Raw genomic sequence first — 15,046 nt, 5'->3', positions numbered from 1 at the left:
GGGTTCTGAGTACCATTAAAATCAAGCTAGACGGTTCATTCGCAGTGATATTTTGAATTATTGACACACACTAAAATAATTCTAATGACAGGTTTTTTTTGATTGGCTGATTTTGCCATTTTTACAGACGAACTTACCATCTGCTGAGCAATGAGACAGCCCGCCCATTTTACCTGAACAAGGCGTATTTCGAGCTTGTGCTTGGCTCATAGATGTAAAGGCAAATACTAGGGCGAGTAGCGCTGTGCTGATTGATTTCATTGTTTATTCTCCATATCTGATGGATATTAAATAGAAAAATACTATACTCATTAGCTACAGTTCGACAAGATTTATTTTGACTAACTGAGTGGATACTTATATTTCTATCTAAAATTCAACATAACATTTAATTTAACGCTAAAATCTTGAATATAGAACTCATACGTGGTTTGCATATAAGCTCTATTGACCAAACAACTAGGATGCTTAGAATATTTAGCCAATACAACAACACCTACAACTGTCTCTGACGTGAACTGATTGTTGTTATGGTCATATTGTTTTCATAACCATAATGCTTTGCCATGAGCTAATAGCTTTCAAAATCATATTATTTTAATGAGTACATGGTGATTTAAACGACTTTAATGCGGTTATTTTTTAGTGATACTGGACAAAAAAATTCTAAACGCTACACTACCTCATCTTTTATAGCACTTAAATAACGACCTAACAGGCTACTTTTATTATGGATATCATTCTTGCAATTGTTTGGATTTTAGCAATGGTGCTATACAGTTTTTCGAGCGATTATGTTGCTAGCTTTCCTAACCATAACAATCGCGCTGTCCCTTATGTCCGTTGGGGAGCACTTTTAGTCGCTATGGCTTTATCAGCATACTTGTCAAAAGCCTATCAAGAAAATCTACAAGGCAATGGTATGTGGGTGTTTGTTATCGTGGTATTTATCGTTATTGTTTTAGCGAAAGTCGTTTTTAAATGGGTAATTAACAGACGCCTGAAACGCTAGTTAATACTGAATAGTTTTATTAATTTGACCCTCTTACTTATTGATCTAAATACCTATGACAATTAAACATCAAGATAGCCAGCCTGACTCAAACCTTTCTATACCAGCAGAAAACGATCGAGCAGATCGTAGTTTCAATGCTATTGCCGATCATTTCGAAAAGAAAGTCTATGGTGGTTTAAAAGGCGAGATTCGATTGGCTGTGCTACGCCGTGATATTTTTGAATATAGTTCACAGATGAGTGAGGCGCTTGGGCGACCTTTACGTATCCTGGATGTGGGTGCAGGGCTTGCGCAAATTGCGATAGAGCTGGCTGCTCAAAGTCATAGCGTAGTCATCAATGATATATCCGCAAATATGCTTGAGAAGGCAAAAGCAAACGCTGAACAAATCGATCAAGCGCTGGATATCACATGGCACGTCTGTCCATACCAAGCGCTTGAAGAAACGCTAGGTAAAGAGGAAAACGATAAGTTTGATTTGATCCTATCGCACGCGCTACTTGAATGGTTGGCAGAGCCTGCTGCCGTCATGGACTTCTTTGATCAATATCTAACCGATGATGGCGCGCTATCTTTGTGCTTTTATAATCCCGCAAGCTTTGATTATCGCAACCTCATCATGGGAAATTTTAATTTACTCGATAATACAGACTACAAGGCGGACAATAAGAAAAGCCTCACACCCAATCATCCCGTTGCTAAAGAAGAAGTGGAGTCTTGGTTGAAGGCGCATGACTATCAGACGGTACGTAGCAGTGGTCTACGGGTATTTCATGACTATGCACCGCTCAAGCGTGGCGGTCATAACGATCCAGATGCGGTGATAAGGATGGAGCTGCGCTACTCACAATTAGAGCCATACAAATGGCTTGGACGGTATTTGCATATTTTGGCTAAACGGTAAACTTAGACAACCGCTCAAAAGCTGTGAAGGCTGCTAAACGTCTTCATCAACTCTCGATGATCTGTCATATTCTGACCAAGTGGTGGCATTGACCTCTTTTTCGTCAAACACGACCACATGCTCCAATAACGGCAAGATACCAATATGTGAACCAATTTCATGATTATGATGGCTAGCAACCAGTGATAATATGGTCTGTCCGTCATCTAACTGTAGACGGTACAAATAGTTGGCACCGCGGAACACTCGCCCAATCACCAAGGCTGTCTGCGTACTATCATCATCATGGATAATATCGTCAGGACGCACGAGCACTTTGATTGGTGTACCATTTGGATAATCATATTCGCAGTACTGTGGTTGTCCTGATTGATCATAGACTTCCATGCGGCGATAGATATTGCCAAGCGCCGTCTCAACATGACCTTCTTTGATAATACCGTCTATCATAGCGCCTTCGCCTACGAATTCTGCGACAAAAGAACTGACAGGCTCATGATACAGCTCACTTGGTCGCGCCCACTGTACCAATCGTCCTTTATCCATTACCCCTACTTTATCCGCTAGCGCGAACGCTTCATTTTGATCATGAGTGACCAAAATCGCTGTGGTATTGGTACGTTTGAGAATATCACGGACATTCATTGCCAGTGATTCACGCAGTACTACATCTAGATTAGAGAACGGCTCATCAAGTAATAGTAGTTTTGGTTTGGGTGCTAGCGCTCTTGCAAGAGCCACACGCTGCTGCTGACCACCAGAGAGCTTATTAGGACGTTTATCCGCATGCTCAGTCAATTCAACTAAGCTTAGCATCTCAGCTACACGGGCTTTTTTGTCAGCAGCTGACCATTTATTGAGACCAAAGGCGATGTTCTTTGCCACGCTTAAATGACCAAAAAGAGCATAATCCTGAAACACCATGCCCATGCCACGCTTAGCTGGCGCAACTGCGAATGATTGGCGAGCTGTTTTTTCAGTTAAGCGTTGATTATTTAGATAGATAGTGCCGCCGCGACTTTGCTCCAGTCCCGCGATTGCTCGAAGTGCTGTGGTCTTCCCGCAGCCGCTATAACCCAAGAAACAACCAATCTCGCCTTGTTCCAGCATCAATGATAGACCATTGACAACAATAGTATCGTCATAGCCTACGATGAGATTTTGCACACTAAAATAAGGATCTGTGGCGATATATTTCTCAGTATTTTGTTGTGAGGTATTGCTTTGTTCTACAGTTTTATTCGGCTGAACTGGATTGGTTCTATTTTGTGACAGTGGTGATTTTGCTACAGGCGTATGGCTAGCCCGAGCCTTTTCTGACTTAGAATTTGTTGAGTCGTTCATTGAATCAGTGTACATAAACGGTACCAGTTCGCTATTAGTAAGTAAAACCATCGATAAAACAGAGCAAATTATAATATAGCTGACACTACGCGTGTGCTGTTAAACTTATACCAAATTATTGCTATTAACTTTGTTGTTACTAGCTGTGTTTGTCGCTTTGACGCAGTAATATCCAAACAGGGAGCAAACCAACCAGCACAATTAGTAAGCTCGGCAAAGCGGCTCGTCCCCACATACCTTCGCTCGTCATTTCAAACACTCGTACTGCAAGCGTATCCCAGCCTTGACGCCGTGTCATTAGCGTAATGGGCATCTCTTTCATCACTTCGACAAAGCCCATCAATAGTGCAGTCAATACACCAGGGCTAAGCACAGGTAGCATTACATGACGCCAGCGCTGATAAGGACTGTCGCTAAGTAATTTTGCAGCAGCTTCTTGATTGACAGTCAATCGCTGCAACTGTCTGTCAACAGGCTGAAAACTCACCGTCATAAAACGCGTCGATAACGCCAGTAGCATAACAATGACGCTGCCAGAGAGCACTTGCTGTGAGGTGATACCAAAGGCAATCATTTGATTATCAAGCCACGCAATGGGTATAAATATCCCTACCGCCAACACAGTCCCCGGTACGACATAGCCTAAATTGGCTAAAGTGGTCATTAGCTTAGTCGATTTATCAGGGTACTGCCGTTTGATCCACGCAATGATAATGGCCAAAAAGGCAATAAACAGCGTGGTCATACTAGCAATCATGAGGCTGTTGGTAACAAAATCAATGTAACGCGCATCAAAATCTTGGCGAAAATTCAATGCTGTCCAATAAATGAGCTGTAAGAAAGGAATTAAGAAGGCGATTAAAAAAATGAGCGTACACAGCAGTGTCATGGCTAGTTTGGCAGGTTTGCTAGCGTCAAAGCGCTGGCTACTACCTTGGGTAAGTGAGCTACCACGCTTAGCTTGCCAATACTGCTCAAACAATACCACGATAAATATCACACCAATAAGCAAGGCTGCTAGCTGAGCCGCTGTGGTCAAACTAAAAAAACCAAACCATGCCTTGTAAATGGCAGTAGTAAAAGTATCGACATTAAATACCGATACTGCACCAAAATCCGCTAAGGTTTCCATACTGGCTAGCAACAAGCCGCCAATGATCCACGGTAGTGCTTGTGGTAGCGCCAGTCGAAAAAATACACGGCTACGACTCAAACCTAGCATCTGCCCCGCTTCTATCGCTCGCCTACCTTGCGACAAAAATGCCTGACGCGCGAGCAGATATACGTAAGGGTAAAACGCTAGCGATAATACCAAGCCTGCACCCCATACATTCCTTATCGACGGTATGGCAGTACTAATGCCAGAATCGCGCAGAGCTGTCTGTAGCGGCCCACTGAAATCAACAATCCCGATAGTGACAAATGCCAACACATAAGCAGGGATGGCAAGTGGCAACATCAACGCCCACGAAAAGAAACGCTGACCAGGGAAACGATACATACTAGTAACCCAAGCCAGAGCAGTACCAATAGTGCCTGAAACAACAGTCACCATTAGCAATAAAATCGCCGTGTTTTTGAGCACTTGCGGCAGTACATAGTCTGCCATGTGTGTCCAAATCTCTGCCACTGGCTGAGTCCACGACAGCAGCACGATTAAAATCGGTACTAGCATAAACAACGAAATCAGCCCTAAGACTGATTTCGAGATAATACGTTTACGAAGAGCGTGGTCTTGGCTGACAGTCTGCTGGTCATTAACACCGTTATTGACAGTATCGTTTTGACTAACAGACGCATCTGGCGTTGTGATCATATTATCATTACCGTGTCATACGTATAGAGACCTTGTAAGCTTATACCAACCTTAAAATCGTCATTACCCAAATAACTCATCTGTAATAGCTAACCTTTGAACACATTCTGTAAAAGCTTTTGTTTAAAAGCTATTGCCTAAAAGTTATGATTTTAAGATTGGTATCAGTATTACTGGCGACCCCTTATTTATAACCCGCTTTATCCATCATTTGGATAGCTTGAGTTTGTAGTTCACCGAATTTCTGTACATTGATATCGTCTTTTTTGAACTCGCCCCATGATCTGAGCATGTCTGACTCATCGATACCTACTTTTACTGGGAATTCTTTGTCAGAGCTGGCATAAAGACCTTGTGCCTCATCAGATGACAACCACTCTATCAGTTTAAGCGTACCATCTGGATTGTCTGAACCTGCAACCACGCCAGCGCCTGAGATGTTTACGTGCGTACCAGTCGTATCTTGGTTTGCCCAGAATATTTTAACAGGGAAGTTTGGTTTCTCGTCCAATAGACGACCATAGTAGTAGCTATTGGCAATACCTACTTCACACTGACCAGCAGCGATAGCTTCTAACATCGCAACGTCGTCACTGAACACATCAGTCGCTAGGTTATCAACCCACCCTTTAATAACTGCTTCGGTCTTCTCTTCGCCCAAATGCTCCATCATGCTAGCGACAAGCGATTGGTTATAGACCTTTTTAGAAGTACGTAAGCATAATTTGCCTTTCCATTTTGGATCGGCTAAATCTGCATAAGTAGATAGCTGGTCAGCAGTGACTTTGCTTGGGTCATAAAAGATAGTACGTGCACGTAGTGACAGACCTGTCCATTGACCTTTTGGATCACGGTATTTTGCAGGGACGTTGGCTTCTAACACAGTAGACGTTACTGGCTGTAATAGGCCTTGCTCTGCAGCTTGCCATAAGTTACCAGCGTCAACGGTCAATAGCATATCAGCAGGAGTATTCTGACCTTCAGCTTTTAGACGTGCCATCAAAGGCCCAGTTTGGTCTGTAACCAGTTCAACTTTTACACCTGTTTGCTCAGTATAGCGATCTAACAATGGCTTAATCAGCTGCTCATTACGTGATGAGTAGATAGTAATTGTCTGACCATCAGCAGTCGTAGCTTCGTCAGTTGCTGCTTGCTGCTCAGCACCTGTTTCTGTTGACTCTACTTCTACGCTCTCTTCTGTGGTTGAAGAATTACTACAACCTGCCAAACCCAACATCATGCCAAATACGGCTGCAGGTAGGATAAGCTTCGTAGAGGTTAGATTAGCGCTGATAGCGTTCAATGACATGGTTTTCCCCATAGTAATGCTGTAAAAAAAGTAAGACGGATGGTGAGACAAAATAACAGTGATTATAACGATGACTGGCTAAACGCTAGCAGTAATCAGGCCATAATATGTCAAAGCAACATACTAATGGAAGTGAGATTAATTATCAATACATTTGTTTAACTGGTAAATATACCTTTAATGAGTCTTTAGCATTGATTTTTAAGAACTATTTTTCACCAGCTCTTTCAATAATTTGGTCTAGCGACGCGTTTTAGTATCCATCTAAAGCAGCCATTGTCCTAGAATTGCATTGACCGCAGCTTCCGTGCGCAAGATACGAGAACCTATATGTACAGGCGTGCAGCCTTGAGCTAACAACAGCTCTATCTCATAGTCAACCCAACCACCTTCAGCGCCTATACAGACTAGATTTGGTAGCTCTCGTGATGGTTGCTGTTGTAAAAATTCAGAAAAGGACTGCTGACTATAAGGATGCGCGACAATCGCTTGACTGCTTATTAGGCTTCCAAGTGAGTCTTCGACAAATGGCTTAAAACGTTTTTGTAGCGTAATACTAGGAACGATCGTATCGATGCTTTGTTGCAGACCTTCTAATACAAACTCGTCAATCCGCTCAAGCATTGGGCTTTGCCAATAGCTTTTTTGGGTACGGTAGCTATTGATAAGAATGATATCGCGTACACCAAGCGCCGTCATATCCATGATCAACCGCCGTAGCACCTTAGGACGTGGTAACGCCAAAATAACAGTCAGATCCAATTTGGCAGGCGGCACAGTATTGAGCTGAACGTTACTTAACTGAATGCTATTAGAGGTAATATCTTCGATAACAGCAGTACCAAGATTGCCGCCGATTTGGCCAATTTTAAGCGTATCACCGACTTTTGCGCCCAGCACTTTAGTCACATGGCTGACTTGAGACAAGGCATCGATGTTCGCTGTGTCTACTGAGAAGTTTTTAGCGGGCAATAATATACAGTTCATAAGCTATCTTGGTTAGAAGACAGCTCGATTGCGTCTTCAATCATAGTAAATTGACGGGTCAATACCGCTTGCTGCTGTATCGTCATTTGCTCGCCAGCTTGCCCAGCCTGCGCGGCCAATGGCAAATTGCACAGCCAAGTCTCCAGCTGCGTATAAATGCTAACAGCATCTTCACGATTATAAACTGTTTTCTTACGAGAGGATTTTTTATTAGTCTTTAACCGATCATCAATGACTATCTGTGCATCCGAACTACTTGAGTTATTTGACTCAATTGGACGATAGAAGTCATTATTTGGCTGATATAAAGCGCCTACGCTAGCCAATTTATCTATCACATTTTGGCAAGACTGAGTATGACGCCCCATCAATACAGGCGTGGCCACACTTGCAGGCTCTACTGGATTATGCCCACCAATATCTACCAGCGAGCCGCCCACAAACGCTACATTTGCCACTGTATACCAAGTCATCATCTCACCCATACTATCTGCTAGATAGACTTGCGTATCTGCATCAATCGCCTCCCCATCACTGCGCCGAGCCATATTTAACCCAGTTTTCTGAATGAGTTCTGCTACTGCATCAAAACGCTCAGGATGCCTAGGAACGATAACAAGCAACGTATCTGCTAATGTCGTTTGAGACAATAGTTGCTGCTGCAATGACAACGCTGCTGCCTCTTCACCATCATGAGTACTCGCAGCTACCCACACAGGACGATCTGCTATACCAAACTCTGCTCGCAGATCAGCTTTCTTACTATGAATACTGTTATCTTCTACCGCTTTGTCATTAGTTGTGGACGCATTGATTACCCACTTTAATGAGCCTGCTACGCGAATTTGGGCGCTACTAGCCCCTAGTCGCCTAAAGCGTTTAGCAGAGTCACTGTCTTGCGCAATAATTAAAGAAAGATTTTTCATCATGCTGGCGCTGACTGCACCAATTTTTTGATAGCTCTGAAAAGAAGAAGCAGATAGTCGACCATTGACTAGAATACTTGGAATACGGTGCTGGGATAATTTGGTCAAGATGTTTGCCCATAGCTCTGTTTCTACAAACAGTGCAGCGATCGGCTGCACATGCGTTAAGAAAGTCTCGATCACAGCAGGGCTGTCGACTGGCACATAACTATGACTCATCTGACCCTGAGCTATCTTTTCTGCAAAACGACTAGCGCCACGAGCAAAACCTGTCTGAGTCGTATTGGTCAACCATATCTGATAGCCATTAACCAATAACATATCCAGTAAAGGCGCAACCGTATTGGTTTCGCCTAATGAGACTGCGTGGCACCAAATCACCCCTTTATCGATATCAGCATTGACCACTGGACGCGGTGGATACTGCTTACCGAAACGCTGATCAATTTCCTGCTGATAGTTGTCGTTTTTATGAGATCGACGCCATACTTGCAGACGATATAGTGGCTTTAGCAGCCCAATAAGAGACTGATAATATAAAGGTGTCTCATATACCGCACGATTAGGCGATGATACAGGGCCAATTGGATTTGCAGAGTGGTCAGACGGGGTATTAGATGATGGCATGGAACAGCCCAAATTAGTTATGAATCAAACAATAAAAGGGTAAAGGTAAAGCGCGCCAATTCTACCTGAATTTAAGCTGTAACAATAAGCTTTTAAAAAGTTACTGAGTAAATAGTTATTAGATAACGATGGTTAGATAATGACTATTATCAATAAAGCGACTGCAATGATTGCGCCGATTAACAGCTGATAACGCTTGGTGCTATGCTGCTCTTGCTTCTGTGTGGTCAGCAGCACTTCTGCTTGCTGCCATTGCTTGACCAGATTGGCCGCTTCTGCATGACCATTATCCGCTGCCTGCTCTAACCAGTATTTACCGCTATCTATATCTTGAGACACCCCTACTCCTTGATAATACATTTTACTGAGTAGACGCTGAGCACGGCTGTCGTTTTTGCTGGCGGCTTGATTAACCCAATCTACGCCAGATTTTTTTTGATTGTCACTGTCCGCTGTCAAACCTTCACCTAACAATTCATACATGGCCAAACGTAACATAGCCGCTGTATTACCATCTTCAGCAGCCGCTTGTAGTAATAGCAACGCTTTGTTTTTTGCTGCGATATGATCATCTGAAAATATAACTTGGCGACGAGATTTGTTCTGTTTGGCAATATGCTGCTCGAACTGATCTAATACTTTGCGTGCTTGCTGATATTGCACATCACCAGTTGGTTGTGGCACCGTTATCTCATCTAACTCTACGAGCAGTTGCGTAAACATCTCTGGCGTTGATGTGTTTTTTACAGGTGACGCAGGCTTAGCCGTTGGTTGCGCTACTTTAGTCAGCTCAGGCTTTATTGAATTCTCAGACTCAGGAGGCACTACGTTTGCTTGGTTATGCTCAGCTCCTATCGATACTTCCTCTGGCTTGTTAAGAGGAGCATTTAATTGGATAGTACCGATATGCGTATTTAAATCTGCGCTCGGAACGATGCTTTCAGTGACTTGATGAGTGGTTGCTTTATGCGTTGTTACTTTATCCGCTGTTAATTCAGGCACTGAATGAACATCGTTGCTTAAAGTAGTTGGTAGTCTAAGGCTAACCGCTTGATACAACCCACTCTCTACTTGTCCGCCTTGTACTGCGTCAAACTGCCGATCAATATGACCAAACAGACGTAGCCCTATTGGCTCTAGTGCAAAAAATAAGTGCTCTTTAACCACGCTATCATTATCATAACCGACTGCCATATGCTGATAAAAATCATCAGTGATCAACTTTAGCTCAGGGTAACGTTTACGCAGCTCAAACTGACCATACCAATGTGACTTGCTTTGCCACTGCTGTGCCAATACACGACCTGCATAAAACGCCAAAAACACCATAAAATTACGATAGCGTTCATCGACCAGCAACGTCATCTCATCCCATATACCACTCTTGATCATATCTCGGCGCACTTGGGACAATAGCGTATCGATACGCTGTAAACTCTCAAGCGACTCGTCTAACGTACAAGCGCGCAGCTCAGTTTCGTAGGCGATACCACCTGCAATAGGACGCTCAGCTAAGAAATCTTGCCAATAGCCTTCTGCAATATAGTCCAGTGGCGTTAAAGGTGATGCAGACATAGACAGGCGAGTCCTCTTTACAGATAGATAAACCAAAAAAGCATAGGCTATAAAAGTGCTAATACTACTAAAATAATAGAACGGTACTGGTAGATTACCTTACCCTGAAAATCCGAGTGCTACAATAAAGGACTGAACAAGCGCACGACATTATCAAACAAGCGTTTTGAGCCATGACGCTGTTGCCACTCATCACTATCCAAGATTCGGCAGTTTTCTAAATAGACTTCCTGACAGTCCGCTACTTGGGCAACCATTTCTGGCGTATAAATCGCCAAACTGACTTCCATATTTAGATAAAAGCTGCGCATATCAATATTGACGGTGCCAAATAAACAGTAATCATCATCGATAACCACTGTTTTTGCGTGTAGCAAACCACCTCTAAACAATGCAATCGTTACCCCAGCATCCAACAACTCTTGATAATAAGCCTGAGAAGCATGCTGTACCAAAAATGAATCCACCTTTTCAGGAACAATAATCGTCACATCAACGCCGCGCTTAGCCGCTATCGTCAGCGCACCCGATAGGGACTCATCAGGGACAAAATAAGGTGTGGTAATGCGAATGCGCTTATTGGCACGATGAATCACAGAAACTAACGTATTGTAAATCACATGAGCCGTTAGCTGCGGTGCTGAAGGTATTAGCTGCGCCAAGACTTTGTCCACGACAGGCATCTTTGGTACGACAATCGAGGTGGCGCCTATATCTGGCTGCTCATGATCATCAATCGTATCCGCCAATACCTTCACGCGGCTATTTAGATCATTGATGGTCGGATGCATCACATATAACTTACGAGTATAGTTATTAACCCGTTGATGCAGCTCGGCAAGATTGTCATTACTTTCAGCACCGATGTCGGTAACAATTACCTTGGCCATCGCTGTATTGATACTAATTGAGTGCTGGCTAGTCGTTCGTAGCGCCACATCAATCCATTGACCAACGTTTTTATTTTGCTTAAAAAACCTTGGATCAACCAGATTGAAGCTGCCGATATAGCCAATATGTTCATCGATAACCACCATTTTACGATGATTGCGCAAATCAGAACGTTTAAATAATGTCTTAAACAACCCTACTGGCAATGACTGATGGACATAAACCCCTGCTTTTTCTAATTTGCGGTGCACGCTACTATTAATAAAGCTAAAACTGCCCACACTATCAGCCAATATATGACACTCTACGCCGCGCTGAGCCGCTACAGACAGCGCCTCTATGACTTCTAGCACCTGTCCTTTTGGATAGACAATATAAAATTCCATGAGGACAATACGCTGGGCGGCATGGATATCTTCAATCAAACGCTGAAAAATCGAAGCAGGATCCGTCAACAGCTGCATTTGATGATTGGGAAATACACCAAACCCAGTCCAACGCGTTCCTATTTGGCTAACACCGCGGTAGTTGGTTGGTAATAAGTCTTGCCCTTTATCAAAAATCAGATGCTCACGCCTTGCCATATCGTTCATCAAGATGCTGGCTTGATCTACGCGTTCACGATAGCGCCGTCCAATCATCGGCTCACCGAGCAGGATATAAGCAATAAAACCAAATACTGGCAACGTGTAAAGCACCGCAACCCACGCAATAGACACGCCAATATTGCGCTGCACAGAAACTACTCGCAGCGTCATTACTATCATAAGTACAATATGCAGCACCAGACCTAGACCCGCTAAGTCTCCCCAGGTCCAGCTAGTAAAAGTATCTTTAATAGCAAAAGTGTTTATATTGACCTCCATCAACCGTGTTCAACGAATAAAGCATCCATAACGAGCAAAGCATCCATAGTATAGTAGCTTTTCACCTCTAAACAACAAGTAATGATAATAAGTGTACTTTTAGAAATGCTATATAATACATGGCTTTGAGTGCTATTTTTGATAGATTACAAGTGCGATTTATAATTATTTTCTAAAAATATTAAAATAACATTTGACACCCAACTGTAAATCTATATAATACACACCCACAGCAACGGAGCTTAGTGACAAACTTAAGAGCTCAGTTGATGTTGAATAAATTGCCTAGCAATTGTTCGAAGGGTGATTAGCTCAGTTGGTAGAGCGTCTGCCTTACACGCAGAATGTCGGCGGTTCGAATCCGTCATCACCCACCACTTCTTAGCAAGTGGCTAAACAAGCTAAGAGACCTAAGCAGCGGTAGTTCAGTTGGTTAGAATACCGGCCTGTCACGCCGGGGGTCGCGGGTTCGAGTCCCGTCCGCTGCGCCATATTTAAAACGAATTTAAACTTTCGAGTTTAAGCAAGTTTCGCCTCAAGCATTAGATTGTTTGAGGTTTTTTTGTGTCTGCGTATTTTGCTTAGACATTGTTTATATAGCTACTGTGCTACCTAACACTTCTTAACCCGCATACAAATGTTCCAGTGCTATGGACGTTGACTTATTCGGCTTACGCTAGCGATTAACGCTACCATCACTACACCCATGATAATTAAAATACCAGACATCATATGCGCCGCCTCATAATTAAGCGCTTCTACCTGCTCATATATAGCAATCGATACCACTTTAGTTTCGCCTGAGATGCTACCCCCTATCATCAGTACAACCCCAAACTCCCCAATGGTATGAGCAAAGCTTACTAAACTACCCAAAATAATACCCACCCGCGCTTGCGGTAAAGCCACTTTCATAAACCGTCGCATACGATTGGGCTCTAAAAGATGAGCGACTTCCGTGACACTTTGCGGAATACGCAAAAACTGTGCATAGACAGGCTGTATATAAAAAGGCAATGAGTAAATAATAGAACCAATGACCAGACCTTCAAAGGTAAAAATCAGCGGGCTAATATTATGTTCGCTCAACCATTTACCGATACCCACACTAGGACTGAGCAGTAACAGTAGATAAAAACCAATCACGGTAGGTGGTAGCACTAGGGGCATCGCAATGATGCCCATGAGCAGTACCTTAAGACGTCCTATTGCTTTTATACGGCTCGGCTTAGCCAACCAATAAGCGATGGGCGTTGCAAATAGTAATAGACATAAAGTGGTCACACAAGCGAGCTTGATGCTCACCCAAAATGGACTGAGCATATCTGACATAAGAGACTGGTCGATCATATAATGTCACTGCTCGTTCTATGATGAGAGGGGTTAGTCTAACGTATTACTGGACGGCCAGATAGCCTGCTTGTAAGAAGTGCTGCTGTCCTGCTTTTGAGCGCAGGTAGTCGGTGAAGTCTGCTGCTGGGGCGGTGTTATTGATAATTATGCCATCTTGTAAGATAGTTGGATAAGACGTTGGTAATAAGGTAATAAACTGCTCAGGCTTGGCTTTAATCGCAACAAGCTGAGACTGTGCTACAAAACCATACTCCACACTGCCCGTATACGCATATTGAAACGCTTGACCGATATTCTCTGACTGTATCAAGCTTTTTTGAGCATTTAACTTATCGTACATATTTTGTGATTGCAGATAGGCTTTGGCAGACGCACCATAAGGCGCAAGGTCAGGGTTCGCAATAGCTACCTTGCTGTCCTGAGTAAAGTCAGCACTGGTAAACACATCACCCAGCGATGTTGGCGTAAAATCGCTTAAAGGTTTGGTGACACTATAGAGTGCTAATTGACCTCTGGTATACGTAAAAGGCTTGGTTAGCTTATTATCTTCGTTAATAATACTAACTAAATTTTCATCAGCCAATTTAGCAGGAAAATCTTGATTGGCAGACAAGAATATATCATACGGTGCCCCTGCTTTGATTTGCGCATATAACTTACCAGAAGAGGCATAAGTAACTTCAATATCTAAGATACCTGAAATATTTTGGGCAGATGAGCTGTTATCAGCCTGATAGCTATCAATGATATGAGGGAGTACATCAGATAAGTTAGCAGCCGCAGCAATACGCAATGTATGAGATTGCTCAGTAGTATCAGTAAGCGTCGTATTAGCGTCTTTGTCTTGCGTACAAGCATTTAGTGATAATAGCAGACAAGCAGATACACAGACAGTAACTAATGACTTAACCATTATTGCTGAGCCATTTAGACGAGTCGTCTTCGTAGTATTCTTGCTTCCACACAGGAATGTCTGCTTTGATGGTATCTAATATCCAGCGACAAGCATCAAATGCTGGATAACGATGCGCTGACACTACCCCAACCCACACAGCTACATCGCCAATTTCTAACGCACCGATACGATGTATCGCAATAGCATGCGTAATTTCAAAACGCTTTTTGGCTTCTTCTATAATGGTGCGGCCTTGATTGATAGCCAAATCCTCATAACCATAATAGGTAAGGCTATCAACGCTCGCGGCATTATTATGGTTGCGCACTCGCCCTTCAAAACAAACAAACGCGCCGCAGCTGTCATTATCTAACGTACTTTTTAGCCTATCTTCATCAATCGCAATATCTAGTAGCGCAAAGCCATCACGCTCAGCGATAAGGTAAGCTTCGTCAGCACTACGTTTGATGCTCATTGAATGATCGTGGACGTTGTCGGTCATTTTTCTTCTCTATTTATTATTTTCTCTTTGTAACCA

At 43.1% G+C, this 15,046-nt stretch carries 13 protein-coding genes and 2 tRNA genes; 4 read left to right on the top strand and 11 right to left on the bottom strand.

Translation table 11 applies throughout. The annotated features are described in order from the left end of the window. Positions 1–81 precede the first annotated feature (81 nt). A complete protein-coding gene (locus HCZ91_RS06195; protein ID WP_160021614.1) occupies positions 82–261 on the bottom strand; it encodes a hypothetical protein in 180 nt (59 codons plus the stop codon). A gap of 469 nt (positions 262–730) precedes the next feature. On the opposite strand from HCZ91_RS06195, the gene HCZ91_RS06190 reads away from it, so the two are divergent. Next, the gene (locus tag HCZ91_RS06190; protein WP_102092006.1) at positions 731–1,012 is read left to right on the top strand and encodes a hypothetical protein; all 282 of its coding nucleotides are present in this window, start codon (positions 731–733) and stop codon (positions 1,010–1,012) included. A 55-nt stretch (positions 1,013–1,067) separates the two neighbouring features. Next, entirely contained in the window at positions 1,068–1,919 is an 852-nt protein-coding gene (locus HCZ91_RS06185; protein ID WP_179798696.1) for a methyltransferase domain-containing protein, read from the top strand. A gap of 33 nt (positions 1,920–1,952) precedes the next feature. On the opposite strand, the gene HCZ91_RS06180 is transcribed toward HCZ91_RS06185, so the two are convergent. From HCZ91_RS06180 to HCZ91_RS06150, 7 genes are all read right to left on the bottom strand, one after another. After that, on the bottom strand, positions 1,953–3,278 hold the full coding sequence (locus tag HCZ91_RS06180) for an ABC transporter ATP-binding protein (protein WP_218870070.1): 1,326 nt from the start codon (positions 3,276–3,278) through the stop codon (positions 1,953–1,955). A 124-nt stretch (positions 3,279–3,402) separates the two neighbouring features. Beyond that, positions 3,403–5,079: an iron ABC transporter permease gene (locus HCZ91_RS06175; protein WP_179798695.1), complete on the bottom strand. Its 1,677-nt coding sequence runs from the start codon at positions 5,077–5,079 to the stop codon at positions 3,403–3,405. A 184-nt stretch (positions 5,080–5,263) separates the two neighbouring features. Continuing rightward, entirely contained in the window at positions 5,264–6,388 is a 1,125-nt protein-coding gene (locus tag HCZ91_RS06170) for an extracellular solute-binding protein (RefSeq protein WP_179798694.1), read from the bottom strand. A 264-nt stretch (positions 6,389–6,652) separates the two neighbouring features. Continuing rightward, positions 6,653–7,375 carry a 16S rRNA (uracil(1498)-N(3))-methyltransferase gene (locus HCZ91_RS06165; protein ID WP_179798693.1) on the bottom strand — a complete coding sequence of 241 codons (723 nt, stop codon included), beginning with the start codon at positions 7,373–7,375 and terminating at the stop codon, positions 6,653–6,655. Then, a complete protein-coding gene (locus tag HCZ91_RS06160) occupies positions 7,372–8,928 on the bottom strand; it encodes a 3-deoxy-D-manno-octulosonic acid transferase (protein WP_179798692.1) in 1,557 nt (518 codons plus the stop codon). The genes HCZ91_RS06165 and HCZ91_RS06160 overlap by 4 nt, the downstream gene beginning before the upstream one ends. 132 nt (positions 8,929–9,060) lie before the next feature. After that, positions 9,061–10,503 carry a tetratricopeptide repeat protein gene (locus HCZ91_RS06155; RefSeq protein WP_179798691.1) on the bottom strand — a complete coding sequence of 481 codons (1,443 nt, stop codon included), beginning with the start codon at positions 10,501–10,503 and terminating at the stop codon, positions 9,061–9,063. Positions 10,504–10,622: 119 nt separating this feature from the next. Then, the gene (locus HCZ91_RS06150; RefSeq protein WP_179798690.1) at positions 10,623–12,260 is read right to left on the bottom strand and encodes a cardiolipin synthase; all 1,638 of its coding nucleotides are present in this window, start codon (positions 12,258–12,260) and stop codon (positions 10,623–10,625) included. A 301-nt stretch (positions 12,261–12,561) separates the two neighbouring features. On the opposite strand from HCZ91_RS06150, the gene HCZ91_RS06145 reads away from it, so the two are divergent. Together HCZ91_RS06145 and HCZ91_RS06140 are read left to right on the top strand one after the other, a co-directional pair. After that, positions 12,562–12,637, top strand: a tRNA-Val gene (locus HCZ91_RS06145). A 37-nt stretch (positions 12,638–12,674) separates the two neighbouring features. Further along, positions 12,675–12,751 (top strand) — tRNA-Asp (locus HCZ91_RS06140). Between the two features lie 157 nt (positions 12,752–12,908). Here the strand turns inward: HCZ91_RS06140 and modB are convergent. From modB to HCZ91_RS06125, 3 genes are read right to left on the bottom strand one after another with little or no spacing between them, the layout of a single operon-like run. After that, a complete protein-coding gene (gene modB, locus HCZ91_RS06135) occupies positions 12,909–13,610 on the bottom strand; it encodes a molybdate ABC transporter permease subunit (protein WP_179798689.1) in 702 nt (233 codons plus the stop codon). A gap of 46 nt (positions 13,611–13,656) precedes the next feature. Further along, positions 13,657–14,526 (bottom strand): molybdate ABC transporter substrate-binding protein, encoded by an 870-nt coding sequence (gene modA / locus HCZ91_RS06130; RefSeq protein ID WP_179798688.1) that lies wholly within the window; start codon positions 14,524–14,526, stop codon positions 13,657–13,659. Further along, positions 14,519–15,010: a molybdenum cofactor biosynthesis protein MoaE gene (locus tag HCZ91_RS06125; RefSeq protein WP_179798687.1), complete on the bottom strand. Its 492-nt coding sequence runs from the start codon at positions 15,008–15,010 to the stop codon at positions 14,519–14,521. The genes modA and HCZ91_RS06125 overlap by 8 nt, the downstream gene beginning before the upstream one ends. Positions 15,011–15,046: the final 36 nt, after the last annotated feature.

Source organism: Psychrobacter sp. BI730 (genome assembly GCF_013414195.1).
GTDB lineage: Bacteria > Pseudomonadota > Gammaproteobacteria > Pseudomonadales > Moraxellaceae > Psychrobacter.
Note: the sequence above shows the minus strand (reverse complement) of the source record. Positions and strands in the feature narration are given on the sequence as shown.